16 protein-coding genes, 3 tRNA genes and 1 pseudogene are annotated in these 25,823 nt (G+C 45.4%); 10 read left to right on the top strand and 10 right to left on the bottom strand.

The genetic code is table 11. The annotated features are described in order from the left end of the window. Positions 1-154: 154 nt before the first annotated feature. On the top strand, positions 155-2,110 hold the full coding sequence (locus ABL924_RS01810; RefSeq protein WP_349025350.1) for an alkaline phosphatase D family protein: 1,956 nt from the start codon (positions 155-157) through the stop codon (positions 2,108-2,110). Between the two features lie 201 nt (positions 2,111-2,311). On the opposite strand, the gene cysN is transcribed toward ABL924_RS01810, so the two are convergent. The 3 genes from cysN to ABL924_RS01795 form a co-directional block, all read right to left on the bottom strand. Next, positions 2,312-3,937, bottom strand: coding sequence for a sulfate adenylyltransferase subunit CysN (gene cysN, locus ABL924_RS01805; protein ID WP_349025349.1), 1,626 nt, complete (start codon positions 3,935-3,937; stop codon positions 2,312-2,314). Positions 3,938-3,983: 46 nt separating this feature from the next. After that, positions 3,984-4,892, bottom strand: coding sequence for a sulfate adenylyltransferase subunit CysD (cysD, locus tag ABL924_RS01800; protein WP_349025348.1), 909 nt, complete (start codon positions 4,890-4,892; stop codon positions 3,984-3,986). An 806-nt stretch (positions 4,893-5,698) separates the two neighbouring features. Next, complete coding sequence (locus tag ABL924_RS01795) at positions 5,699-11,236, bottom strand: PA14 domain-containing protein (protein ID WP_349025347.1); 5,538 nt, start codon at positions 11,234-11,236, stop codon at positions 5,699-5,701. 690 nt (positions 11,237-11,926) lie between these two features. Between ABL924_RS01795 and ABL924_RS01790 the strand changes: the two genes are divergently transcribed. Further along, positions 11,927-13,180 (top strand): GGDEF domain-containing phosphodiesterase, encoded by a 1,254-nt coding sequence (locus tag ABL924_RS01790; RefSeq protein ID WP_349025346.1) that lies wholly within the window; start codon positions 11,927-11,929, stop codon positions 13,178-13,180. Between the two features lie 60 nt (positions 13,181-13,240). On the opposite strand, the gene ABL924_RS01785 is transcribed toward ABL924_RS01790, so the two are convergent. From ABL924_RS01785 to ABL924_RS01770, 4 genes are all read right to left on the bottom strand, one after another. Beyond that, on the bottom strand, positions 13,241-15,142 hold the full coding sequence (locus tag ABL924_RS01785; protein ID WP_349025345.1) for a transketolase C-terminal domain-containing protein: 1,902 nt from the start codon (positions 15,140-15,142) through the stop codon (positions 13,241-13,243). Between the two features lie 269 nt (positions 15,143-15,411). Then, complete coding sequence (locus tag ABL924_RS01780; protein WP_349025344.1) at positions 15,412-17,265, bottom strand: PQQ-dependent dehydrogenase, methanol/ethanol family; 1,854 nt, start codon at positions 17,263-17,265, stop codon at positions 15,412-15,414. Between the two features lie 251 nt (positions 17,266-17,516). Then, on the bottom strand, positions 17,517-18,242 hold the full coding sequence (locus tag ABL924_RS01775; protein ID WP_349025343.1) for a UDP-2,3-diacylglucosamine diphosphatase: 726 nt from the start codon (positions 18,240-18,242) through the stop codon (positions 17,517-17,519). A 67-nt stretch (positions 18,243-18,309) separates the two neighbouring features. Continuing rightward, positions 18,310-18,900: a peptidylprolyl isomerase gene (locus tag ABL924_RS01770; RefSeq protein ID WP_349025342.1), complete on the bottom strand. Its 591-nt coding sequence runs from the start codon at positions 18,898-18,900 to the stop codon at positions 18,310-18,312. Between the two features lie 154 nt (positions 18,901-19,054). Between ABL924_RS01770 and cysS the strand changes: the two genes are divergently transcribed. From cysS to ABL924_RS01745, 5 genes are all read left to right on the top strand, one after another. After that, entirely contained in the window at positions 19,055-20,494 is a 1,440-nt protein-coding gene (gene cysS / locus ABL924_RS01765) for a cysteine--tRNA ligase (RefSeq protein ID WP_349025412.1), read from the top strand. Between the two features lie 93 nt (positions 20,495-20,587). After that, a complete protein-coding gene (gene fchA, locus ABL924_RS01760) occupies positions 20,588-21,217 on the top strand; it encodes a methenyltetrahydrofolate cyclohydrolase (protein WP_349025341.1) in 630 nt (209 codons plus the stop codon). Positions 21,218-21,322: 105 nt separating this feature from the next. Next, positions 21,323-21,399 (top strand) — tRNA-Pro (locus ABL924_RS01755). Between the two features lie 5 nt (positions 21,400-21,404). Beyond that, a tRNA-Arg gene (locus ABL924_RS01750) sits at positions 21,405-21,481 on the top strand. Positions 21,482-21,506: 25 nt separating this feature from the next. Continuing rightward, positions 21,507-21,582: transfer RNA gene (locus tag ABL924_RS01745), tRNA-His, on the top strand. A 204-nt stretch (positions 21,583-21,786) separates the two neighbouring features. Here ABL924_RS01745 and ABL924_RS01740 read toward each other — a convergent pair. Beyond that, positions 21,787-22,170 (bottom strand): type II toxin-antitoxin system death-on-curing family toxin, encoded by a 384-nt coding sequence (locus ABL924_RS01740; RefSeq protein WP_349025340.1) that lies wholly within the window; start codon positions 22,168-22,170, stop codon positions 21,787-21,789. After that, positions 22,167-22,376 (bottom strand): hypothetical protein, encoded by a 210-nt coding sequence (locus tag ABL924_RS01735; protein WP_349025339.1) that lies wholly within the window; start codon positions 22,374-22,376, stop codon positions 22,167-22,169. The genes ABL924_RS01740 and ABL924_RS01735 overlap by 4 nt, the downstream gene beginning before the upstream one ends. Positions 22,377-22,875: 499 nt before the next feature. On the opposite strand from ABL924_RS01735, the pseudogene ABL924_RS01730 reads away from it, so the two are divergent. Further along, positions 22,876-24,058 (top strand): annotated as a pseudogene (locus ABL924_RS01730) (IS4 family transposase). A gap of 106 nt (positions 24,059-24,164) precedes the next feature. On the opposite strand, the gene ABL924_RS01725 reads toward ABL924_RS01730, so the two are convergent. Next, on the bottom strand, positions 24,165-24,998 hold the full coding sequence (locus ABL924_RS01725) for an EAL domain-containing protein (RefSeq protein WP_349025338.1): 834 nt from the start codon (positions 24,996-24,998) through the stop codon (positions 24,165-24,167). A gap of 90 nt (positions 24,999-25,088) precedes the next feature. Here ABL924_RS01725 and ABL924_RS01720 point away from each other — a divergent pair, with 90 nt between their 5' ends. Then, entirely contained in the window at positions 25,089-25,217 is a 129-nt protein-coding gene (locus ABL924_RS01720) for a hypothetical protein (protein WP_349025337.1), read from the top strand. A 49-nt stretch (positions 25,218-25,266) separates the two neighbouring features. After that, complete coding sequence (locus ABL924_RS01715; protein ID WP_349025336.1) at positions 25,267-25,509, top strand: hypothetical protein; 243 nt, start codon at positions 25,267-25,269, stop codon at positions 25,507-25,509. The last annotated feature ends 314 nt before the right edge of the window (positions 25,510-25,823 follow it).

Raw genomic sequence — 25,823 nt, 5'->3', positions numbered from 1 at the left:
AAGGTACACTCCCAAGACTAGCTTTGCATTTTTCCTTAGATCTGTGAAGTTTTTAATAAGCTAGATAATTCTGAGATAACCGCAAAGCACAAGATTTAACAATGCTGTGCCAAATGACATGACTATAAATTGACGAATAGATGAGGAGCGTGTGATGGCTGATTTACTACTTGCAGGGCCGATATTGCGTAGGGTAACGTTGAGCCGAGTTTGTATTTGGTTTGCAAGCAATAAGAAAATGGATTTTAAATTGACAATTTTAAAGGGTGGGCAAGCCATAGGGATCAGCGATTTAACAGAAATTGACACGGAGCGATGCCAACTAGGTAACAACCTGTTTGTTTATCTATTAGTAGCGCAGCCAATTGTTGTTGATGGTACTTTTCCGTTTGATGAATTACTGTCTTACCGAATAGATCAAGTGACTGATAAAAAAGAAAAAGCCATCAATCTTAAGGTCTTAAAACTGACCTATGGCAATAATGCCAACCCCACTTTTTTTATTCCCAAACAGCTCAAGCGATTATTACATGGCAGTTGCCGCAAGCCGCATGGTCATGAGGTACAAAATGAGCCTAATTTTGATGCTTTAAGCCGTGGCGATACCGAGATTGCCGACAATCATGCTGACCTTAGCACTAGACCCGCTGTACTGTTACTGACGGGTGACCAGATTTATGCCGACGATGTCGCCGATTCGATTCTTGCGCTGCTTAAACAAAAAGGGCCGCTTTTGTTGGGTTATCAGGAAATGCTGCCACAAAAAAAAGGTGACGTGTTTGATCCCTCAATACCTCATCCAGATGGAAGAAAGACTTTAGCTGATGATGAGGCGGGCTTCAGCTCGGATCAGGCCAAAAACCATCTGTTTACCTTCGGTGAATTTGCGGCGATGTATCTTTATGTTTTCGGTAATGCCGGGAACTGGACACCTGATTTTGCACTGGAGGATGACGCAAATCGGCGACAAGCGCTGCAAGATTTTCACAAGACTTTGCCCAATGTAAGGCGCTTGTTGGCTAATATACCCACTTACATGATCTTTGACGACCATGATGTGACCGACGATTGGAACATAACCGGCGCTTGGTATGATAACGTGCGTAGCCTTCCTTTGGGTCGCAGGGTTGTGGCGAATGCCTTGGCAGGTTATTGGGCATTTCAAGGCTGGGGTAATGAGCCTGAACATTTTGATTGGCCTATGGTTCATTCGGTGATCGATTATTTAGCCACAGATACCCCTTCCATGAATCTTGCTGAACAGTATGAGTTAAATACCTGGAAACATCGGGGGTGGGGCTATTCAGTCCCCACCAACCCACCAATAATTGTGATGGATTCACGTACCCAACGGCAACCTGACGGGGCGTATTATCCACCGCAATTAATGGATCGTTATGCCTTGGACTGGTTAAGGATGGAATGGATTACCATAATGGTGAAAAAGGAGCATGATATTGAAAAGGGCAATATAAGTGAGCTTCCGGTTTGGCCAATTATCGTTGCCACTACGCCAGTTATGGGGTTTGCGCCGGTTGACGGCATTCAACAGTTTGCATTATGGGCCGTTGGCGCAATTGAAGACATGTTGATTATTCGGTTGATCGAAAAGCAACTTCAAGCAAGAGGGCTGGGAACGAGTTACTTGGCTAATGTGCTTGATGCCGAGGGATGGATATGTAACCGCGATGGTTTCGGTAACTTTATGAACTGCGTGTTGCACCGTATGGATATTCGACAGTGCGTCTTTTTGTCGGGGGATGTCCATTATTCCTTTACGGCGTACGCGCATTTCGACAATATGGGCAAAACATTACATTGCTGGCAGCTAACCAGTTCTGCTTTGTGCAACACACCCAGTGATAAAGGGAAACTGCTTGGTCGTGTAGGTCAGGCAAAAGGCAAGTCAGGACATAATAACTGGTGGGCTTACAATCCCAATCAACGTTGGGAAACCAAAACCCAGTACATTCCAGAAGACGGCACGACTAACCTGCGCATCACTGCACAGTGCAATATTGGCTTAGTAGAATTTGATAAAGGCCAGCCTGTGAAACACACATTGCTTAATAACAAAATTGCCACAGTGTTTACTTTAAAAGCGGAGTAGCGCCGCCATTGAAAGCAAAAGCACATAATCCACGCCAAAGCAGTGGAAACCTCGCTAGAACACGCTTGGCTTGTTTTAGTTTTGCGACAAATCAAAAACGCTGGACTTATCTTTCAGTATGGGGATTTCTATGTACGGTGGAAGTCGGGAAGGGGTGTAAAAGCAACTTCATCATTCCTTAGCCTGATCACAATAAGGTTATCAATAAATAACCTTCTTATCTTTCAACTCGGCATAAATATCATTAATCGATTGTTTACTGGTGTCAAAACTCATCTCTGCTAATCCACTATTTTCTACACAAAGACAAAGCAGTCCAGCGTTTTTGATGACACCAACTAACGACGCCGTACTGGGAGTTTCCAGAATGGTGGCGGCGTGGCCGTTATCAAACAGTTTTCTTTCCAATTGATATGCGAAGGCTTTGCTGTTTGTGCCAGTTAAGGCAATTGCGGTTGCCGTTTGGCTGAAACGGGCTTTGCGGTCGGCTACGCTGACAGGTAATAACTCTTCTTCGTCGGTGATGCCGGTAATCATGCCAGCGCCGACCGTGCCATTTGTTAGGCGGTCGATAATGATGAAAGACCCCGTCCATTTGCTGTTTTTGTAGGGATCAAACACGACCGGAGCAGTTACCGATACAGTACAAGAACCGATTTCGTTGAGTTTTAGCTCATTGGCATCATGATGTTCCAGCGTGTTGACATCAATCCGGTGATGAATCAGGGAGATGGAACCGTACACGCTACGTGTTGCTAACTTTATAGCGTACTGACGACCTGGTGTGAGCGGTTTTTCTGCCATCCAGACTATATTGGCACTGAATTTGTCTGATACTACTGGGGCTGTTTTGTCTTTGCCAATCAGTATGTCGCCACGGCTGACATCGATCTCATCTTCAAGCGTAACGGTGACCGCCATCGGTGGAAATGCTTCTTCAAGGTCGCCATCATAAGTGACGATAGCCTTGATTTTGCTACTTTTACCTGAGGGCAGGGCGGTCACAACATCGCCTTTACGAAATACTCCTGATGCTACCGTGCCGCAGAAGCCACGGAAATCAAGGTTGGGGCGGTTGACGTACTGAACTGGGAAACGCGCGTCGTCAAAGTTATGATCGTTGGCGATTTGAATGGTATTCAACGCTTCCATTAACGGTAAGCCAGTAAACCAGGGCATGTTGCCGCTACGGTTAACGACGTTATCGCCATCCAGCGCGGACATCGGGATAAAACAAATATCGTGCAAATCCAGTGTACTTGTAAAGCTGAGATAATCCTGTTTGATTTTGTTGAATACCGATTTGCTGTAATCCATCAAATCCATCTTGTTGACGGCGACGATGACATGCTGGATACCAAGCAAAGACACAATAAAGCTATGACGTTTGGTCTGCGTTTGCACACCGTAACGGGCATCAATCAAGATGATGGCTAGGTCGCAAGTGGATGCACCAGTCGCCATGTTGCGCGTGTATTGCTCGTGTCCTGGGGTATCGGCGATGATGAACTTGCGGGTGGAGGTGGAAAAATAACGGTATGCCACGTCGATGGTGATGCCTTGCTCCCGTTCCGCTTGCAAGCCATCTACCAGTAACGCCAAGTCGATTTTACCTGCGCCCGTGGTGCCGGATTTAACGCTGTCCGCTTGCACGGCTGCCAACTGGTCCTCATAGATCATTTTGGAATCGTGAAGCAACCTACCTATTAAGGTACTTTTGCCGTCATCTACATTGCCGCAGGTCAAGAAACGCAGCATTTCCTTGCGTTCATGTTGTGCCAAATAAGCGTTAATATCGGTGCTGATAAGTTCGGATTGGTGGGACATGTTTTTTCTTAATTCTTAAATAAATATAAGTACAGTGTTGTAAGGCTTAGAAATAGCCTTCTCGCTTTTTCTGCTCCATAGAACCTGCTTGGTCGTGGTCGATCAATCGGCCTTGGCGCTCTGAGGTGGTGGTAATGAGCATTTCCTGAATGATTTCAGGTAAGGTGGTCGCCGTCGACTCAACTGCACCAGTTAACGGATAACAGCCCAGGGTACGGAAGCGCACCATTTTCATTTCGACCTTATCATCAGGGCCGATGGGCATACGCTCATCATCGACCATGATTAGCATTCCATCTTTATTGACCACCGGACGTTCTTTAGCAAAATATAAGGGTACGATGGGGATGTTTTCCAGATGAATATATTGCCAAATGTCCAGTTCAGTCCAATTGGAAAGCGGGAAAACCCTTATGCTTTCGCCTTTATCAACCGTACCATTGTAGATATTCCATAATTCCGGACGCTGGTTTTTCGGATCCCAGCGGTGATTTTTATCGCGGAAGGAATATACACGTTCTTTAGCACGTGACTTTTCCTCATCGCGCCGTGCGCCGCCAAAAGCCGCATCAAATTGGTAAAGGTTCAATGCTTGCTTTAGCCCATCCGTTTTCATGACATCAGTATGTTTTTTACTGCCATGCGTAAATGGTCCTATGCCTTGATCGACACCGTCCTGATTGATATACACCAGCAAATCCAGTCCCAATTCATTAATCATCTTGTCACGGAATTCGATCATTTCCTTGAATTTCCAGGTCGTATCAACGTGCAACATTGGAAATGGGGGAACGCCGGGGTAAAAGGCTTTCATGGTCAGATGGAGCATGACGGCTGAATCTTTGCCGATGGAATACAGCATCACAGGTTTTTCGAACTCGGCAGCAACTTCACGGATTATGTGGATACTTTCAGCTTCTAGCTGTTTGAGGTGGGTGAGTGTGTAATCGGTCATTGAGTGTTTGTCGTAGTTACTAGGTGGTTCGGTTTGCCGTAATGCTTATAGATAGCTCTAATGACGACCATTTTAGTTGTAAAAAGCAGCTATTGCCAGAATTAGCCTCGTCCAATACAAAATGAGTTTGAAGGATTACTGTATTTCTAATGGGTGTGTCGGGAAAACGGTTCAATCTCACTCGAGATATGGGAATAAGCCGATCATGATAAAAATGCGATGGCGGAAGGTTGCGGATACTTACAGCTGCGTCCAGGATATTTCATCTTCCGCTGGATTTGGGCAGTGTTCTATTTTAAATTAGCTAAATAGCCGTTTAGACAGACGAAGTACCTTTATATGAAACGTTATATGAAACATTTTTTACGTATTGAAAATACAAAGCATTCCGACATCGCATCGCGTCATTACGTACCGATGTTTTATGCTCCTTGTTGGGTATAAGGCTAGGGAAGCAGGATTGCTGGGGTAGCCCAAGCATTAGTAGTCGCGTTATTTTTACTGCTTGCTCGGACTGAGATGCCTAAATAAGCTTTAGCAAAAATAGCGACTTAAGGATTCATTTATTAAGTCTTTCGACAGACCCACAGACAATGGCAACGGGGTTGATCCTTTCCTTGGTAAGCCATCGACCTGTCGAACCATCGGTGTGATCAACTTTTTTTAGAAACTCCTTGGACGGGCATCCGGTTTTCACAATCCACCCAGTTCACATACAATCTTAGTTTGCGTGACGGGAATTGATAAAACTCTCCTGGAATATAGAAGGTTTTCATCAATGACAAGGGTAATTGCTCATTCTTAAATCACCCTCCGTTATATAAACGATTAATAGGAATTGCCGCAAAACCAGTTTGTCCTGGTGTTGCCCATAACAATTTTGCTGTCGCACCACCACTACGCTCATAATACTCCATCGCGGCTTGATATTTCACGCCTGCAACTAGATTAATACTGGCACTGGTGTCGATTGTTGGCGCATGATTAGTCCAGTTATTAATGAGTTGCACACCATTTACCGTTAAGCGCACCCCATCATCAGAAATAGTTTGGAACTGGTAGGCTCCGGTTACCGGAGCTTGGATCTGACCTGTCCACCGCACTGAGAAAGAATCCACTTTTACTCCCAAACCAGGTGATCCTGTTAACCAAGCAAAGTTAATGGCATCCAAGCGTTGCAATACTGGCAAGCCTGTTAATGTTAAGTTATTGAAATACTGTCCGAGTAACCCATTGCCTGTGCCATTATTAGCCTGCACAGTTACGCTGGCTACGTTACTGGTTGATACAACTCCATAGTTATCGTAAACCTTTGCTGTCAGTGCATAGTTACCTGCTGCTGCTCCAGTCCAGCTAAAATCATATGGTCCTACGGTATCAGTGCCGAGCAAGGTACTGCCCGCATAGACTTCAACTTTGACGACACTACCATCGCTGTCGCTGGCATTGACTGCAATAGGTATCGCAACGCCCTCCAGGTAATTGCTAGCATTGACGGGTGTTGTTATCGCAACGCTTGGTGGTGTGTTTGCAGGCGCAGGTTCATTTCCACCTACTTGTTGAATATAGCTTGCAACTTGGACGATTTCTACATCATTTAAGGACACGGCTGTATGTGCGCGTATTGAATCATTAAGTGTCGGTGCAGAACCGTCATGCAAATACGGTGCGGTATTCCATACATCACGCAACGTTGGTGTATCCAATCCCGTCAAAGTAAGATTTAATCGCTTTCCGCTGCTGGGTTTTATCGTTCCTACATCATGAGATAGTTTTGAAGGACTATCTGTAAACTGAGTGCCGCCATGACATTTGATGCAGCCGGCAGTGCTGAATAGCGTCTTTCCCGCCACAGCCGATGTTGTCAGACTACCATCGGGATTCCGTTGAGGACTGGATGCGAAAGTGTTTAGTGAGGCCACATAAGCTGCCAAGGAGTCCAAGTCGGCGCTCAAGCCAGCTTTGGGGATTCCTAAGGTATTCTGGGTGGCCGCAAAATCGGCATCACTCATTAAGCCGCTGCCACCGGCAAGACTGCGTATTTGGCCTTCAAAATCCTGAATTTCATCAAAATTGCCCGTCCAGTGCAGTAAACCTTGACCTACACCAGCCCGTCCACGCAGATCGATAGTGTTACGTAGACCTTCGCCAAAGCCAGTTAAATCCCAAACACGCCCATCGTGACCACCGTCATTATGACATGTCGCGCAACTCAAGTATCCATCGCTCGCTAGGCGGAGATCCCTAGCATCATAGAACAATTGCTTGCCCGTTAACACAGGAATGGGCAGTTTCTCCGTGGCCACTGCTGTGAGTGTAGCAACAACTGGAGGCGCCCAATCACCTTTACTTAGCACATCGGTTAAATCGATGACACTAACAGTACGGTCCATGAAGTTGTTGATGTAAAGTTTTTTACCATCAGCCGAAACAATCAATCCATCTGGAGCTCGGCCTACCTGAATGCGGCGGAGTTCGTGTCCACCATAAGCATCGACAATTGCAACTTCGCGGCTGGTCTCTAGCGCAACGAACAAGTAATTGCCGGAATAGTCGAAAGTTGCTGCGCTAGCCAAGCCCGCATTATCGTAGTCGATTCTTGCTGCATAATTTTCGGTCAAAGTGACTAAATTAATTTTGGAGCTGATAGATCGCACAGAATTTTGGAAATTGAGGTTATTGCCATTGCGCAGCACACCACGTTTTAAATTATCTTGTTTAGAGGGTATCCACGCACTTTGTCCATCGGGTGAAATAACGGGCATAGCTAAGTAATTTGGGATGCCTGAACCTGTGTTATTGGTATCATCCTTGTTACTATGTTGCAGAACGACGGTCTTATCGATAGTCATCGTAGCTGCATTGATAATAATGACTTCGCCACCTCGGTTGATGCCTGTTTCTTGGGTTTGTACTATTGCAGTGCCTTCACCAGGTAAAGCTTTTGTGATGAACCGAGATATTAAGAGTTTGCTACTATCACCTTGTATTGCGATATGTCGCGGATTCGGCCCAATATCAAGGCTTGCGAGTTGCACTCCATTGGATGGATTGAGTTTTAATAATTTGCCAGAAGCTTCCAGAACAACATATGCTGCTCCACTATTTGGTGCGAATGCCAAGCCAAACGGTTGTGATGCAAACGGTAGACTAATTGTTTGTTGTACTTGTAAAGTTGTGGGGCTGATAATCGAAATGGTTGCCGCAGCTTTATTGCTTATCCATATTCGGCCATCTGGGGCAATAGCAATAGCTCTAGGCGATTTACCAACGGCAATTTCAGCCAGTTTAGTGTTGGTATCCGAATTGAATACGCTCACCGTATCGTTGTCCTGATTGACCACCCAAATCCGATTATTGCCATTGGTAGTGGAGATCGCCATGTTCCCCGATTTCGTTGGGCGATTGGCTGTTTGCGGCAAGTGAATTGCTTGAATGAAGGTTGTTGTGTTGGTTATGCTACTATCGTCTGTCACTGTCACACGAACTACATACAATCCAGGTGTAGTATAGGTATGGCTGACTGCTGCCGTGCTGGAAAATCCAGTTTCCGTGGGACTGTCACCGAATGACCATTTGAAACGAGGGTTTTTTCCATTACTAACACTGGCAGTCAGATTAACCACAGTATTGACAGGCTGGGGTGTCGTAGTTATTGGATTGAAAATTAATGGCGGCAAATATACTGCCCAGCTAAAGTTCAATGCAGATGATGCTCCCCTAGCATCTTGCACTTTAACGATGACATCATAGTTACCTGGGCTGGTCGGCGTACCGCTGATTAATCCTGTATCTGCAGCGATATTTAACCCTAGCGGTAAGCCAATAGCACTATAGGTCAAAGAATCGTTGTCAGGATCAGTAGCACTGATCGCTAAATTGACCGTATCACCTATACTATGAATCTGATCGGCAACAGTTGTGACCAATGGAGGCTGGTTAATAATTTGTCGGACACGATATATAATTCCAATGGCATTGAGATAGCCAGTACTTGCGCGGCCGTTAAAACCAACAATCTCATGACCTGCAGGAACAATAAAATTGAAACTGTTTGTATTATTGCCTACTGCAGTCCCAAAAGGCCCCAATACTCGTCCGGTATTCGTAACAAAACGGATTTTACCTATATAAGTACCATAATTACCATAGATCCCCACTAGATATTCGCCAGCAGGCCATGTCACATTTGTCAAGATTCCGCCAGTGCCCCCATGTTTAGCCAGCACACCCGAATTTAGAATACCCATTATGGAATCGACTCGCGTTCCAGTGCTAACATTAACCCCCGTTAAGAACTGGTTAGCCGCCACGTTATCTGAAAAAGCTGTTCCACCTGGCCCCCCAGATACAGCAGATGCAACAGGAGCTTGATTGTTGACAATATTCCACACAAAACTCACTGTTGCCGTATTCACTCCATCGGTAACCGATATTACTACGCGCGAACTTCCCGCAGAAGTAGGGATTCCGGAAATTGCTCCGGTATTTGGATCGATGGTTAATCCTTGAGGTAGCGCTACTTCACTGAATGTAAGAGAATCGCCATTAGGGTCGATAGCATGAAGATTGAGAGCAACGCTCGTATTGATCAGTGTTCCTTGATCGCCGGGATTTGAGATGATTGGCGTATCGGATGTACTGACTTTAATAATCTTTGCAACCGAAGGTACACCTTGAGCGTTCAGTGCGAAGAGCATCCAATAGCCTGGAGTCATAACATCACGGTTAGTATGGAGACTTAATGAATAACTTCCATCAGTTGCTGTAATGAAAGGCACATTCAGGAAACGCATATCTGAGTTTAAAGCATGCGTGGTGGAAGACATCCGCACCATGCTGAATTTATTTATCCCTGCTGTTGCTTCTACTTTAATGGTTAACCCGTATGAAACCACGTTAGGCGCGTAAGTTATCTCTGGTCGGGTAGCTAGAGAGCCATCGTTGTTGAATAAATAGGGCGGCGTAAATACTTGAGAATCGGGATGATCCGCAGAACAGTTACAGAGGCCACCACCACCAGACCATACCCGGCCATCGGTCATTAATAGTGCAACGGAATGATAATTACGTGGCACAAGCATATCTGCAACTGGCCTCCATGCTTGGGTGATGGGATTCCATATTTCCGGTGTCATTTGACTAACACTAACACCATTAGCATCAACATCCGTGAACTTTGCACCAGTTGTGTTTCCACCAATCACCATGACCTCGCCATTCGGGAGAACAACCTGGTTATGAAAAATGCGTGGGAATTGCATACCATTAGTAGGCATCCGACTTGGCATGTCAGTATTGATATCGATAACTGCGGCTTTGCCTGTGCCTGTCTTGTTGGCATCGTATAAAGCGCCACCTGCTTGCAATAACTTGCCTTCATCGAATAATACCCCTGGAGTATTGGCGGTATTCCAATCGTTTGTAAGGCCAACTGGCGTTACATTGCCATTGTTCAAAGGATCAATGTAATGCATTTGTGGAGTGTGGCCGGAATGAAAAATCTTGCCATTGGGTGCTAAATGTAAATGCGGTAACCAGTTCATAGGTTCAGTCACTGTTGGATAATCAAGAATTGCTGTTTGCAAACCCGCACCATTTAGATAAGACCAACCTGCTCCTTGAGTCCATATTTCTGGATAAGCACTTCCTGGCTGACCCACAGCAGTGAAAACCTTTCCGTTGGGCAAGGCAACCGAACCATTGTACCAGCGGCCTACAGCCATATCCTGGATACGCGTCCATGTTTGGGTCATGTAATTAAAAGTGCTGGTACCTCTTACTGAAGAGGCATTATTGACATCACCACCGCTTACAAATATCCGCCCGTCTTCTAACATGACAGGTATTCCGCAAAACATTGAATGGGTGGGGTGATTGGCATTGACCATTTGTCCAGTCACTGGATTCCATATTGCTGCATAGGTAAACGTGCCACCTGAGAATCGGCGTAGAGTATTGCTACCCCAAGCCAGTATGCGACCGTCGGGAAGATTGGCTGCTGATGCAAAGGCAAATGGCCATGTTGTCAGTGAACCCCATTCGCCATAAATCGCAGTATTACCAGCATCCGGCAATATAGCATTGACAGGCGCGGGCAACACTACATTAAACAGTGTTGTCAGTGCATTATTGAACATTTCTGCTAACAATTGGTTAAGGCTTTGCTGTTGCTTAACAGGCCCACCTTTTTCTTCCTGCTCTCTAACTTTTTCAGCTAGATAGGCATCTTGGTATTGATGCATACTCTCATCGTTCCCCGTACCATGGCCATAACCAGCCTCTGAAAAAAACCAGATAAATACAAAAAAACAGGTCAATAAGTTGATACGGTTTGTGTTCATTTTTAGTCTCTCTTAGATTCTTTTATGGTTTCTTTTAATCAGAAGCCAATGTTTCCAGTTTATCTACCTAGATCAGTCACAGCCAGCGTATTAGCAGGTTGTGTTGATTTGAAATCATAAGCATTACTAAATAAAAACATAGGTAATTGCTCACGCAGACTAGGGTAATTTTTCACATCGTATGGCAGAGGTATTTTGTGAGTCAGTATATGGACTTCAAAAACTAATACTATTGGTATAAATACCTATATCTTTATTTGGTCTGCGTATTAAAAGTGTCTTTATGCAGTAAATTTGGTGAATTTAACTTATCTGACGGGTGTCCATTGACACTTGCTTTGAGATTTTAAATTTATTGGATTATTTACTTGTGTCGGTTATGTTCAAACCGTTCCTATAATTAGATGTTGAGATTAAACATGTAAGGGGGAATCGTTTTTTAACAGCTTGTAGGGATTTTCATACGTTAGCCACCTGGTTTTTAATCAGATCATAAGCTGGATTATCTACAATTACTGGTGTTAACGTATGTCGTTGTGATGTATAAAAAATTTTCCCATAAATCAGTAGATATTTATGTAACTATACTGATTGTATTTTACGTTTGTTTGCAATAGTCTTAGAGACGGTTTGTTTCTAAATTTGATTTTTAGCGGCAAGATTAACACAGTAAAAATAAGCAGCCTCTATATGGATTTATTAACTAGACCCTCATTTATTCAGACAATTGGACAGATTTCTTCAAGTAACGATTCACATTACACTCTAATTTATACGGAGATCAATCACGCGCCTAAGATTGCCAGCTTGTTGCAAGGTATTGATGCGGAAGAAAGGCTTATAAGCGCTATTCAACTGATTATTTACAACAGAATTACAAATTTGCCAAATGCTTGCATGGGCAAATTAGGATGGAATCGATTTGCTGTCATCTTAAAGCTTCCTGTCAAGGAAAGTATGGAGATTGCGGAAGACTTGGCTCAGTTACTTGATAGTCAATCCATTAATATAGATGGCATTAGCTATTATCCAAAATTAATTATTGGCGTAACGCCTTTATCACCAGAATATAAAACGCCCGAAAGAATATTGGCCGCAGTGGATGAAGCATTATTCCAGGCAAGGCGGACAGGTAACAGTTTAGTGAAACTCATCGAGCATGACGACCCTGTGTTACATGATTATTACGACTCATTAGGGTTATTGCCGACAATAACAGAGGGTTTGAAAAATAAATCCTTTGTGCTGTTCGCCCAACCTATTGTACCAATTAGTGAGCGGCAAATAACCATACGCAAATATGAAGTATTGTTGCGGTACAAGAATGAGCAGGGCGACATAGACTCGAAAAGTCGGTTTTTGCAAACCGCAGAATTATTTCACCTCAGTCGGGAAGTTGATTACTATGTTGTGCATGAATTTTGCCGTTATTTTGCCCAACAAAAGCACTCAAACGTTATGTATTCACTGAATATTTCGGGCAGCACAATTCGTTACAGTCCATTCCTTGATGTTTTGGCAAAAGAATTCAAGCATTTTGGCATCAATCCAGAACAAGTTTGTTTTGAAATTACTGAAACCGTTGCGGATCGTGATTTTGAGCAAGCCATCCATTTTATGAATCTATTAAAAAATCGACTGGGTTGTCAATTGTCTCTGGATGATATTGGGATCGGTTCAAGTAATCTAGCGAACTTGTCTAAGTTTAATGTCGATTTTATGAAAATCGATGGCTCCTTTATTAATAATTTTTTGGTTGATCCGTATTCTGAGTTAGTAGTTAAGTTTATAACCGCTGCTGCCAAATTGTATGGTCGAAAGACGATTGCAGAATACGTTGAGAATGCCGAACAGTTAAAGAGGTTGGGGGATTTGGGGGTCGACTTTGCCCAAGGCTATTATACTGGTAAACCGGAGATATTGTTTGATCCGGCAACAGATTGATGCGAGTCTAATAAAAAAGGCCACGTTAAACGTGGCCTTTTTTGAATCAAAAAGGGCTGATTACTTTTTCATCAACTCTTTGACTTTAGCCGTGATGCCGATAGGATCTATCCCTTGATGCGGAAATTGTTCCCAAAGCCCACCGCAACCTTCTTTGTGAGTGCCTAAATGGGCAAATTTCGGCGTTAAGCCGCGTTCCAGCAGCCAAGAACCGTAACGGCTACCTAAGCCTGTTTTCTTGTTAAACGATTCGACAACGAGAACCATTGGCGATTTACCGACCTTTGTTAACATATCTTCATCAATCACGTTCAAAGTCGGTTTATTGATTAAGCCGACATCAATACCTTCCGCTTTTAAGCGTTCAACCGCATCCAAGGCACGATACAAAGTTTCACCGAAAGCGACCACATAACCTGCCGTACCTTCGCGGATAACTTCATCTTTGCCGGGAACGAATTTGTAGCTACCACCAAAGAATTCGTTGCCTTTGTCATCCAAAATCAATGGCGTTTTAGAACGGGTTGAGAATACGAAACGTAAGCCTGGATCAAAGAAAATCTTTTCCACAACGGCTTTCATTTGGTTAGGGTCGGCTGGGAAATACAACCCCGTCGCATAACCATCAGACAAACCATTGTCGGCGAACATGTTGTTCAGACCGAAATGGCAAGTGTTATCGGCCATGTCGTCGATGCCTGAATGTGAGAAATGGCTTAACACATTGGAGTTGTTCAGGCGTGCCATGGTGATTTCGGACATCAGCATTTCCAGGAACGCGCTGAAAGTGCCGAAAATACCTTGTTTACCTGCTTCCATGCCGAAACCAGCGGCAGCGGAGAAGTTGCCGCGTTCCATGATGCCAGATGAAATGAATGAGTCGGGGAATGCGGCGTGAATTTTGTGCAAGCCACAAGAACCTTCCAAGTCGGAATCGATAACGCGGACTTTGGTTTTACGATCCGCTTCGCTCATGCCGTTCATAACTGCAACCACAGCATCGCCGAACACGTTACGGTTGGCATCCCACTTATCACTAGAACCTAAGAAAGTATCCGTCATTTTAGGGGCAACGACAGCTTTCAAAAACTCAACAGCGGCAGTATGGCCGCGTGTTTCCAAATATTCTAAGGCTACTTTTACGGAGACGACATCATGGCCGTGGGTAGAGCCTTCCAGGCCGACAATGCCAGGGCACATTTTGCGGTAGTTGATGATGGCAACTGGGCCGTCCGTGTTGATGGCTTTGCAGATGTTGGCATACAAGCTGTCTAAATCTTCGCCATCGCCTTCCAATACGGTTAAACCGTGACCAGCCAAGGTTTTTGCGGTTGAGCAACCTTTCAGGTATTTTGAAGGATGACCAGCGATTGTTACGTCATTGTCGTCGATAATTAATTTGACATTCAAGCCTTGAGCTACTGCCAAACGTGCGGCTTCGGCATCGTCGCCTTCTTGTTGCGATCCGTCTGAACCTAAGCAGAACAAGGTTTTGCTGGGGTTGGCGATTGCCACACCGTTGATATAAGGCCACATGTGACCTAAACGGCCTGAACTGAATTTAACGCCTGGGGTAAAACCTAATTCAGGATGACCTGGTAAGTGCGAATGTGCGGCGCGGTATTCGGTCAATTTTTCGGCAGGCATATCGCCGTTTAACACGGACATCAGGTATTGCGTGGCAACGCGGTGTCCGGCTTCATCGAAGAAAGTCGGCACATATTTGTCTGAGCCACGGAACAGGGCATCCATAATCATGACTTCTGGCACTGTGTCATATGGGCCACCGGTGTGACCGCCCACGCCACGCGCAGCACCCGTCGCGGTAAAAAACACAATCGCATCGCGGCATAATTGAATGTTGGCTTGCAGAGCGGTTTTTTGTTCTGCCGTTAAAGTCGAAACGCTGGCATCCAATTTGATGCGTTTATAAGAGCCAAGGTCGATTGGAAAATTTGTCATGGTTTTTTTCTCATGTGTTAAAGATTGTGCATAATTATCGTTGTATAAAAAGCGACACAATGACAACTATCTTTTGTTTGATTGGCCGGGTCAAGACTTGATATACCTACTTGATAACCCACTTCTTTCACCGTGTATGTTCTCAAAATTAGGGGATTTGGTAAAGTTTTTCCGTGTTGATTCACGAGAAATACCCAATTATCAGGCATAAAAAAACCCTGGTCATCGCTGACCAGGGTCTCTAGTAACAATTAATCAGGAAAGATTAATTAGTTAGGCAGTGCAAACACAGTCAGTGTGCCGCCCAGTTTGGTATAAGAGCTTAAGCTTCTGTAAGCACCTACTGCACCCAAACCTTCTGTGTTGGAATCTTCTTTACCTGTATCTAGTCCTGCAGCGATACCGATACCTGCCCAGCCACCAATACCTGACAGTACGCCAATATATTGTTTGCCATTGTATTTCCAGGTATTAACGTTACCGATAATGCCAGATGGGGTTTTGAACTTATACAGTTCTTTACCGGTTTTGGCATCAACCGCTTTCAGATAACCTTCAAGCGTTCCGTAGAATACAACGCCACCTGATGTAGCCAATGAGCCAGACCAAACCGAGAATTGTTCTTTGTTTGACCAAGCAATTTTACCGGTTTTAGCGTCATATGCAGTGAACTGACCAAGGTTGGTACTGCCATCAGGTTGTCCAGTCATAACGTCAGCACCTGCTGGCATCATGGTTAATGTAGCACCCACGTAAGGTTGTCCAGCTTTGTAGTCAACCGCAAATGGTTCATAGTCCATGCACAAGTGGTTGCCTGAGATGTAGAACAAACCAGTTTGTGGAGAGTAAGATACCGGTTGTTGGTTTTTAGAACCTAACGCAGCAGGACAAACGCCTTTGCTGTTTACGTCTTCACCGTTTTGTTCAGTACTGTACTTGGACACCACTTGTGGACGACCAGAGTTCATATCTACATGTGAAGCCCAGTTTACTGATTTGTCGAATTTTTCAGCAACTAACAATTCACCGCTTACGCGATCCAGTGTGTAGCCAAAACCGTTGCGGTCGAAATGCACGATAGTCTTGTGCATTTTGCCTTTAACTTCTTGGTCAACCAGTACGGTTTCATTGATACCATCAAAATCCCATTCATCATGCGGAGTCATCTGATACACCCATTTGACCGCACCGGTGTCAGCATCACGAGCCCACAAAGACATAGACCACTTGTTGTCACCAGGACGTTGTACAGGATTCCATGTAGACGGGTTGCCTGAGCCGTAATAGATCAGGTTCAATTCAGGATCGTAACTCGTCCAGCCCCAGGTAGTACCGCCGCCGATCTTCCATTGGTCGCCTTTCCAAGTTTTTACGCTGGAATCTGCGCCAACGGGAACAGTCTTGCCATTTTCCCATGTTGTGGTTTTGCTAGGGTCGATCAAAGTGTCTGAATCAGGGCCCATACTGTAACCTTTCCAGGCCAGCTTTCCAGTCCGCATGTTGTAAGCAGCCAAGAATCCGCGTACACCAAATTCACCACCGGAAATACCGGTTAGCACGTTGTCTTTAACGACCAGAGGTGAAGACGTGTTGGTCATGCCTAATTTTGGGTCGCCGTTTTGTACGCTCCAAACGCGTTTTCCGGTTTTTGCATCTAAAGCGGTTAAGACGGTATCAGATTGTTGCAAGAAGATTTTGCCATCGCCGTAACCTAAGCCACGGTTTACGGTGTCGCAACACATCACAGGAATGGTGACATCTGCATCTTGGGTAGGTGTATATTCCCAGATAACCGCCTGGGTTTTTTGGTCAATTGCATACACGGTATTAGGGAAGGGTGTATGTATGTAAAGAATGTCGTCGATAACAAGCGGACCACCTTCATGACCACGTAAAACACCTGTTGAGAAAGACCATGCTGGTTGTAAGGTCTTTACGTTATCAACGTTGATGTCTGAAAGTTCACTGTAGCGAGTGCCGGCGTAGTTACCACCCCACATTGCCCAGTTGGCTGGGTTCTTTGATAGTTGTTCATTGGCACTATTCGCTGTCGCCATTGCTGGCGCAGCAATCAAAACAGCTACGCTCGACGCAATTAGCCAGTTTTTAAGAGGCTTGTTCATATTACTTTTCTCCTGATATCTTGTTGTACGACAAAATACTTATTGTGATTTTTAAGACTACTAATATTAGTTTTTGGGGTGATTATTTTTATCTCCTCAGGTGCAGGAATTATTCACGCCACCTACTAGATTTAATTATTTTGCCGGAAATGTCAACTTTTAATGTTAACCCAACAATCCTACGTCTATCGGTATACCTTTACGACACCAATTGTCAATGATATTCCCGCTATACAATCTCTTTCCGCTCGTTATACAATTTCTATCCGAAAGCCGTCGTTATCCCAAACCAGCGCGTCACCTTTGTCTTTAGTCCATGCCGCTAAAACATAACGCTGTGCGGCTTTTCCATTGATTTCAAAATTATGAATATTAGGTCGATGGGTATGTCCATGGATCAAACGCAAGCAATTATGTTTCGACAGAGTTTGGGTTACTGTGTCTTGGTTGACATCCATAATTTCTTGGGGTTTTTTACGTTTATGGAAAAAGCTGCGGATACGATACCAACGGGCTACCAACAAGCGAACGAATAACGGTTTCGATAGCACATTATGTTGCCATTCAGATGAGCGTGCCTTAAGGCGAAATTCCTGATAGGGCAAGTCATCGGTGCATAACAAATCGCCGTGCATAAGCAATGTTGGCACACCGAATAAATCAATCTGATAAGGATCATCCAATAAGACAATACCGGTATCCTTACAAAATTGATTCCCCAATAAAAAATCACGATTTCCTTGCTGGAAATACACCTTAACCCCCGATTCTGTAAGCCGTTTCAGCGATTCACGAATTTTGGGATTAGGTGGACTGAAATCATCATCGCCCACCCAGGCATCAAAGAGGTCACCCAAGATGTATAAGGTGCTGGCTTTTGTCGCCCTGTTGTCCAGAAAATGAAGGAAGCGTTGGGTAATTTCCGGCTTATCCCAGGCAAGATGAAGGTCGGAAATAAACAGGATTTCAGTGTTCATGACAAAAGCAGGCACAAGGCGCAAGGTTTTTGATTTTTTGCCTTTGGCCTTGCATTTTTAGCCTTATTTATTTAATTACTTCCGCTTTCTCAATCACAATGTCAGTTTTCGGCACGTCTTGATGGCCGCCCTTATTGCCCGTTGCTTGTGTCGCCATTGCATCAACCACATCCATCCCTTCAACTACTTCACCAAATACCGCATAACCCCAACCGCTGGAGGTTGGGCTGGTATGGTCGAGGAAAGCATTGTCTTTTAGGTTGATAAAAAACTGCGCGGTTGCAGAATTAGGGTCGTTAGTCCGCGCCATCGCCAAAGTGGCACGATTGTTTTTTAGGCCATTGTCGGCTTCATTCTTGATTGAGGCATGAACTTCTTTTTGTTTGAAAGCCGTATCAAAACCGCCGCCTTGTGCCATAAAACCTTTGATGACACGGTGGAATATCGTGCCGTTATAAAAGCCTTCGTTAACATAAGTTAAAAAATTAGCGGAAGAAACAGGTGCTTTCTCGGCGTTCAGTTGTACAATTATTGTGCCGAGTGAGGTCGTCAATTTAACTTTATTACTGGATGATGAAGGTTGAGACATTTTATTTTCCGTTGCAAATGATGAGGTTGCGCTAAGGCACAACAGGGCAGACAGTATCAAAGTACGCATAGCTTATTTCCTGTGCTGGTGATAAACCCAAAATTTTAGGTGTTTTTAGCTTGAAAGAGAAGCGTTAATCTTGGTAGATTGCACTCCTTTTACCCAAAACGCTTACCTAAAGATGTACGGGCAAAAGATTTCTTGCCTCTACTTACCGAGACCAATCTTGAAAATATACAACACCTTAACCCGCAAAAAAGAAGAATTCCAGCCCTGCGTACCGGGTAAGGTTGGCATGTATGTGTGCGGCATGACCGTGTACGATTATTGCCATATTGGTCATGCCCGCGTCATGGTCGTGTTCGATACCGTGGCACGGTATTTCCGCCATAAAGGTTACGAGCTGACTTATGTCCGCAATATTACCGACATCGACGACAAGATCATCAACCGCGCCCACGAGAATGGCGAAGACTTCACGGCATTAACCCAGCGTTTTATTGATGCCATGCACGAAGACGAACGGGCATTAAACGTCTTACCGCCGGACATCGAACCCAAGGCAACGCAATCTATTCCTGATATTATCGGCATGATTGAGGCATTGATAGCCAAAGGTTTAGCCTATGTTGGCGCGAACGGCGATGTGTTTTATTCAGTCTCAAAATTCGACGGTTACGGAAAGCTGTCCGGCAAAAACCTTGCTGACTTGCAAGCAGGCGAACGCGTCGATGTCGATCAAGCCAAACAAGACCCGCTGGATTTCGTGCTGTGGAAAATGGCAAAAGCCGGAGAGCCGTTTTGGAATTCGCCGTGGGGGCAGGGCAGGCCAGGCTGGCATATCGAATGCTCTGCCATGTCCACCTGTTGTCTGGGCAACCATTTTGATATCCACGGAGGCGGCATGGACTTACAATTTCCCCATCATGAAAATGAAATCGCTCAATCAGAGGGTTCGACTGGGGAAACCTTTGTAAATTACTGGATGCACAACGGTTTCGTGCGCGTGGACAATGAAAAAATGTCCAAGTCACTGGGGAATTTTTTTACGGTACGGGAAGTGCTAAAGCAATATCAGCCGGAAGTTATCCGGTTTTTTATCTTACTAAGCCATTACCGTAGTCCGCTTAATTATTCTGATGAACAACTGAATGATGCTAAGGCTGGGTTAACTCGATTGTATACTGCGTTACGTGATGTTGAGATAATTGATGCGCCAATAGAGGAAAAGTATAAAAATCGTTTTGAACAAGCGATGGATGATGACTTTAATACACCAGTTGCCATCTCAGTTTTATTTGAAATTGCGACTGAGTTAAATAAGGCCAAGCAAAATAAAGAAATTCAAAAGGTAGAAAAACTCGCAGTTACATTTATTAACCTTGCAGGTTTGTTAGGGTTATTACAACAAAAACCAGATGGCTTCTTAAAAGGGATCGTAACAAATATTAGTATTTCTGGTTTTACGGAAGATGCAATAGCAAACATAACAGTCACTGTTGAAGATAGTGACGCTTACATTAATGAAAAGATTCAATTAAGGTTAAACGCCAAAAAGGAAAAAAACTGGACTTTAGCCGACCAAATCCGTGACGAGTTAAAAAAGCAAGGCGTTATCTTGGAAGATAAGCCGGATGGCTCAACCAATTGGCGGCGTGAATAAGCGTTTAAGCTAATTTAATCAAATGAAGGTTGGGTTAGCGCAGCGCAGCGTAACCCGAAAACTGTTAAAGCAATAATCAGACTAACCTGACACATGACCGAAATCAAAAACCAACCCATCCAAACCTTCCTCGATGAACTCGCTAGCAAATCCGCCACGCCCGGTGGCGGTAGTGCGGCTGCGCTTATGGGCGCACAAGGTGCGGCCTTGGTCAGCATGGTTTGCAACCTGACTATCGGCAAACCCAAGTTCGCCGAAGTCGAAGCGGAAATGCAGGAAGTCTTAGGCAAAGCCGAAGCCTTACGCAGCCAACTGACCGGCCTTATCCAAGCTGACATCGACGTGTTCAATCGACTCATGTCCAAGTACGCCTTGCCAAAAGACTCCGACGATGAAAAAGCTATCCGCAGCGCAGCTATCCAAGAAGTATTAAAAGACGCAACCGCAGTGCCGATGCAATGCGTCCATGCTTGTGTAGATGTCATTCGATTAAGCAAAGTTGCCGCCGAAAAAGGCAATCCTAGCGCAGTCAGCGATGCCGGTGCAGCGGTAATGGCAGCTTACGGCGGGCTAAAAAGTTCTGCATTAAATGTCTATATAAATGCAGGAAGCCTTAAGGATAAGGTTTACGCTGAAGATAAGTTGTCAGAGCTTGAGCAGTTGATTGAAGGTGTCGATAAGCTTATCGATGACATTTACCAAACTGTTAAAACCAGACTTTGATGTTGGCAGGATAAAAAACAATTGACGATTATACTACTCGTCGTTATCATACGCTGCTCTTTAGGGGCGGTTGGCAAATTCAACAAGTCGTTGTAAAGATATAGTCGGGGTATAGCGCAGTCTGGTAGCGCGCCTGCTTTGGGAGCAGGATGTCGGGGGTTCGAATCCCTCTACCCCGACCAGCTTTGCGCTTGTAGCTCAGCTGGATAGAGCATCGGCCTTCTAAGCCGAGGGTCGCAGGTTCGAGTCCTGCCAAGCGTACCATTTCCTTATCTCCATATTTCCTATGGTGAGCGTAGCTCAGTTGGTAGAGTCCCGGATTGTGATTCCGGTTGTCGCGGGTTCGAGCCCCGTCGTTCACCCCATTAAATCAAACAGTTACCTTAAGCTATAAACATTGCTTGTGGTTCCCGTGTCCAAATTTCATGACCACATTTTCGGCATGGCGAGCCAAATATTCAGATGCAAGATGAGCGTACCTGAGAACAATTATTATAAAACTGTACGCTTTCTTCACAAATTGGCTATGGGGAATGCCTAAAAACGCTTAAGTGAGTTTAAGGCTATGCTCATTGGTTGTTTTCTTTTAAAAACGCCCGCAGCCCGTCTTCATCCAAATCACTGGAAGCGACAGCCAATATGGTATCTGCGACGGCGGTTGCGCTGGCGGTGAAAGCATGGCCGTTCATTTCCAGGAACAGGATGCCCACACCAAAGCCAACCCGCTTATTACCATCAACGAAGGGGTGGTTTTTGACAATCCCCATGATGTACGATGCCGCCAGGTCAATGATGGCTGGGTTGTTGCCGTAATTGTGCAACTGCTGCGGTCGGGCAAGCGCGGATTGCAATAAGCCACGGTCAAGTATCCCGGCGGCACCGCCGTTAAGGGCCAATAAGCGTTCGTGGATCAGGATGGTGTCGCTCTCGGTGATCCAGATAATCCCTGTCACTCTGACAAAATTCTGAAGGTTTCAGAATACCGCCCGATAATGTCCTCGAACTTCGCCAGCTTCACGGCGGAAATGTCTTGCGTTTCCTCAACCGCCTTGCCCAGCAAAGCCCAATGTTCGATCTGTTTTGGTGTAGACCTGTGCATGGCTTTCGCCGCTGTTTTGGCCGCGTCTAACAGGCTATCGGATAATTGGATGGCTGCCATGTGGAGTTCCTAATAGATTTAAAAACACAATTTATCATTATTTATCTTGTTTTACAACAAAACACAATACTATTGTTGTAGCTTTGAGCCAGAGATAAATCCTGTGAAACTTTAGAGCTTTTTGTTGATTATTATCCATATCTGGCGGATTCAAGAAATACGTCTGTCTCACATACAATATCTGCCGAATTGTATTTGCCAGGATATAGTGGATGCTCAGCTATGCGACCGTTTAGTTTCAAAAGCAACTGGAAGCTATTTGCCGTGTCCAAAAACGCGCTAAAACGAGAATTTATTAGCCATAAATGACGCTTTCTGAGGTTTTTTATCAAATATTGCGGGGATGCAAAGCATTAATTCTAATTGATTAAATCACTGCTGTCCGGAGATTATCGGACTGGTACATCTTAACTGATTGATAAAAAGTGAGAAAATGCTATTTATAGGTGTACCGATTTCAATGTGTTGGAAACTACCGGATTTTTCCGGAGGGGGTTCAATGCATACTGGGAAGCTGGTGTTTGCCCAACTGATGGATTACCTGCCACTACACACTTTCCGGCGTTGTGTGGCCAAGTACCCTGGGTGCTATCCAACGCTCACTTTCTCGCACCTCGACCAATTCCTATGCATGGCCTTCGCGCAACTGACTTGCCGGGAAGCCTGCGCGCGCATTCCGCCAAGCTCTACCATCTGGGCATACGGGGCGGCATTGCCAGGAGCACACTGGCGGATGCCACGAGAACCGCGACTGGCGCATTTACCAGGATTTCGCCCTCAGCTTGATCCAGACGGCCCGCAAGCTCTATGCCGAGGACAGCTTCGGCTTGGAATTGGCACATACAGTCTATGCGCTCGATTCGACCACCATCGACCTGTGCCTGGCACTGTTTCCGTGGGCGCGCTTTCGCAAACACAAAGGTGCAGTCAAGCTCCATACGTTACTCGATTTGCGGGGCAACATTCCGGCTTTTATCCATATCTCCGACGGCAAGCTCCACGATGTCAACATTCTCGGCCGGATTGCTTTCGAGGCTGGCAGCTTTTACGTCATGGACCGGGGCTATATCGACTTCGCCCGGCTCCATGCCCTGCACATGTCCCAAGCTTTCTTTGTCACGCGCGCCAAAGCCAACCTACGATACCGGCGAATCCATTCGCGCCCAGTCGACAAGGCAACCGGCCTACGCTGCGACCAAACCATCAGGCTGACTGGGACGGAGGCCAGCCAGGATTATCCGATCCAGTTGCGACGGGTGAAGTTCTACGATGCCAAGAACGACAAATTGCTGGTCTTTCTTACCAACAACTTCGATCTTCCAGCCCTGACTATCGCCGAGCTTTATCGCTACCGCTGGCAGGTGGAGCTGTTCTTCAATCCTGTCCTGAGCAAGGCCGAAGGATGGATCAAGCAGCATCTGCGGATCAAGGCGTTTTTTGGAACTTCCGTTGTGCCGTCAAGACACAAGTCTGGATCGCCATCGCCGTCTATGTACTCGTCGCCATTCTCAAGAAACGCCTGGAATCAGAAACTTCACTCTACACAATCCTACAGATTTTAAGCCTGACCCTATTCGAAAAAAAACCACTCAAACAATTTGGATACAAATACAGTATTCAATACAGAGGAACTGAGAATTCCTAACCAATTGAATTTGTTTGAAGAAATCTCCGGACAATGATGTAATCGTATACGGAAGAGGCCATGTACATGCTACCCAAATCCTGTCCACCAAATTTATTGATAAGTTTACCTGTGTAGCTTTAACGCGGTTTTATCCAGGCAACCTAAACTAAAATCCGGGCAAACTCTTCCGCAGGCAATGCCGGGTAATAGTAAAAGCCCTGTACCGAATCGCAGCCTTGACCACGCAGGAAATCGAGTTGTTCCTTCGTTTCCACGTCCTCGGCCACCACCCGTAGGCGTAAGCTCTTGGCCATGCTGATTATCGCAGCGGTGATCGCGGCATCGTCCACATCGGTCGTCAAGTCGCGTACAAACGACTGGTTGATCTTAAGCGTATCAATGGGGAAGCGCCGTAAATGGCTCAAGCTTGAATAACCGGTGCCGAAATCGTCAACGGAGATAGAGATGCCAATTTCCTTCAAGCTGCGCAGGATACCGATAGCCGTTTCGGCATCGCCCATTACGATACTTTCCGTGAGATCCAGATCTAAATAGTGCGGGTCAAGCCCCGAATTGGTTAAGGTTTCAGTTACTGAGGACAGAAAATCCCTGCGCTTAAACTGTGCCGCACTCAGGTTAACCGCTACCGGAACCGTGTTCAAGCCCTGTGATTGCCAGACCTTGATCTGGCGGCAGGCTTCCTGCAACACCCAATGGTTGATGGGTACGTTCAGTCCGCTAGCCTCGATCAGCGGAAGGAACTCGCTGGGGAGCAACAAGCCGCGCCCCAGCTCTTGCCAACGCAGCAACGCTTCACATCCGATGAGGCTTTGTGTGGCTAAATCGAAAATGGGGTGATAGAAAAGCACGAATTCATTCTGCTTGAGTGCCCGGCGAAGGCTGTTCTCCAAAACAAAACGTTCGCTGGTGCGCACATTCATGGTCGGGTTATAGAATTGGAAATTGTTGTGCCCTAATTCTTTTGCGTGGTACATGGCCGCATCGGCATTGCGGCTTAGTGCATCGATATCCTGCCCGTCATCGGGATATAGGCTAATGCCGATACTTGCGCCGACGTGTAGCTCATGGCCATCGAGAGTGCGTGGTTCAGCACATGCAATGATAAGCTTTTCGGCGATGTGTGCAATATCGTCGATGCTGCCGACTGGTTACGAGCAGTATTTCGGCAGATGAATTTACCGATGCCGATGTAAAGCGGTGGTAGGAGCAATTTATGGCAACTGTTGGTGAAGGCAGTTCCTTGTGGACGAGTCCAACCCTCGACAGCAACGGGGTACTCGCGCCCAATGCTATCCTAATGCGACCAATATCCATCCCGAAACTTATTCGAAGTTTCAGAAGCAGTTAGCTAAAGTCGTTCCGCTTTGGGAGATGATCAACTGGTGTCTTAGAAACCCGCTCGAAGGCCAACCCTTGGCTGCGGACGATCCGAAGATGATAGCTTTGAAGCCTATGTTACCCATGAACGCCGAGGCGTTAAGCTAGAACCAGGGAAACATTAAGTGAGCTCTAGAATGGATTCGTCTGATGGTTGCTCAAGACAAACAGAACCAAGCCGCCATTGTTTGTCTTGGATCTGTCGAAGGGCATATTCAAAGGGTTATTTGGCGGATAGGTGTTTGCTCTTATGCGACCAGGAGTTGTAAAGTAGAGCCGGATTAGTTTTTTTGTCTATTGAAAAACTAAGTGAGAGTGTTTATGTAAAGATACATATATATTTCCGTTGGTACTCTAGGAAGGTAGTTGAATTAGTCAGGGCTACCCACAGCTTGATGGAAGCATTGACCATGAACTCCTTT

Origin of the sequence: Methyloglobulus sp., assembly GCF_040079455.1 — a bacterium.
Taxonomy (GTDB): Bacteria; Pseudomonadota; Gammaproteobacteria; order Methylococcales; family Methylomonadaceae; genus Methyloglobulus.
The sequence above is the reverse complement of the archived record's forward strand: the minus strand, read 5'-3'. Positions and strand labels throughout refer to the sequence as shown.

What these genes read in the sequence shown, in the direction of transcription:
- ABL924_RS01810 (WP_349025350.1), top strand. Translation starts at nt 155, where the DNA reads ATGGCTGATTTACTACTTGCAGGGCCGATATTGCGTAGGGTAACGTTG.
- cysN (WP_349025349.1), bottom strand. Translation starts at nt 3,937, where the DNA reads ATGTCCCACCAATCCGAACTTATCAGCACCGATATTAACGCTTATTTG.
- cysD (WP_349025348.1), bottom strand. Translation starts at nt 4,892, where the DNA reads ATGACCGATTACACACTCACCCACCTCAAACAGCTAGAAGCTGAAAGT.
- ABL924_RS01795 (WP_349025347.1), bottom strand. Translation starts at nt 11,236, where the DNA reads ATGAACACAAACCGTATCAACTTATTGACCTGTTTTTTTGTATTTATC.
- ABL924_RS01790 (WP_349025346.1), top strand. Translation starts at nt 11,927, where the DNA reads ATGGATTTATTAACTAGACCCTCATTTATTCAGACAATTGGACAGATT.
- ABL924_RS01785 (WP_349025345.1), bottom strand. Translation starts at nt 15,142, where the DNA reads ATGACAAATTTTCCAATCGACCTTGGCTCTTATAAACGCATCAAATTG.
- ABL924_RS01780 (WP_349025344.1), bottom strand. Translation starts at nt 17,265, where the DNA reads ATGAACAAGCCTCTTAAAAACTGGCTAATTGCGTCGAGCGTAGCTGTT.
- ABL924_RS01775 (WP_349025343.1), bottom strand. Translation starts at nt 18,242, where the DNA reads ATGAACACTGAAATCCTGTTTATTTCCGACCTTCATCTTGCCTGGGAT.
- ABL924_RS01770 (WP_349025342.1), bottom strand. Translation starts at nt 18,900, where the DNA reads ATGCGTACTTTGATACTGTCTGCCCTGTTGTGCCTTAGCGCAACCTCA.
- fchA (WP_349025341.1), top strand. Translation starts at nt 20,588, where the DNA reads ATGACCGAAATCAAAAACCAACCCATCCAAACCTTCCTCGATGAACTC.
- ABL924_RS01735 (WP_349025339.1), bottom strand. Translation starts at nt 22,376, where the DNA reads ATGGCAGCCATCCAATTATCCGATAGCCTGTTAGACGCGGCCAAAACA.
- ABL924_RS01725 (WP_349025338.1), bottom strand. Translation starts at nt 24,998, where the DNA reads ATGTACCACGCAAAAGAATTAGGGCACAACAATTTCCAATTCTATAAC.
- ABL924_RS01720 (WP_349025337.1), top strand. Translation starts at nt 25,089, where the DNA reads ATGGCCATCGAGAGTGCGTGGTTCAGCACATGCAATGATAAGCTTTTC.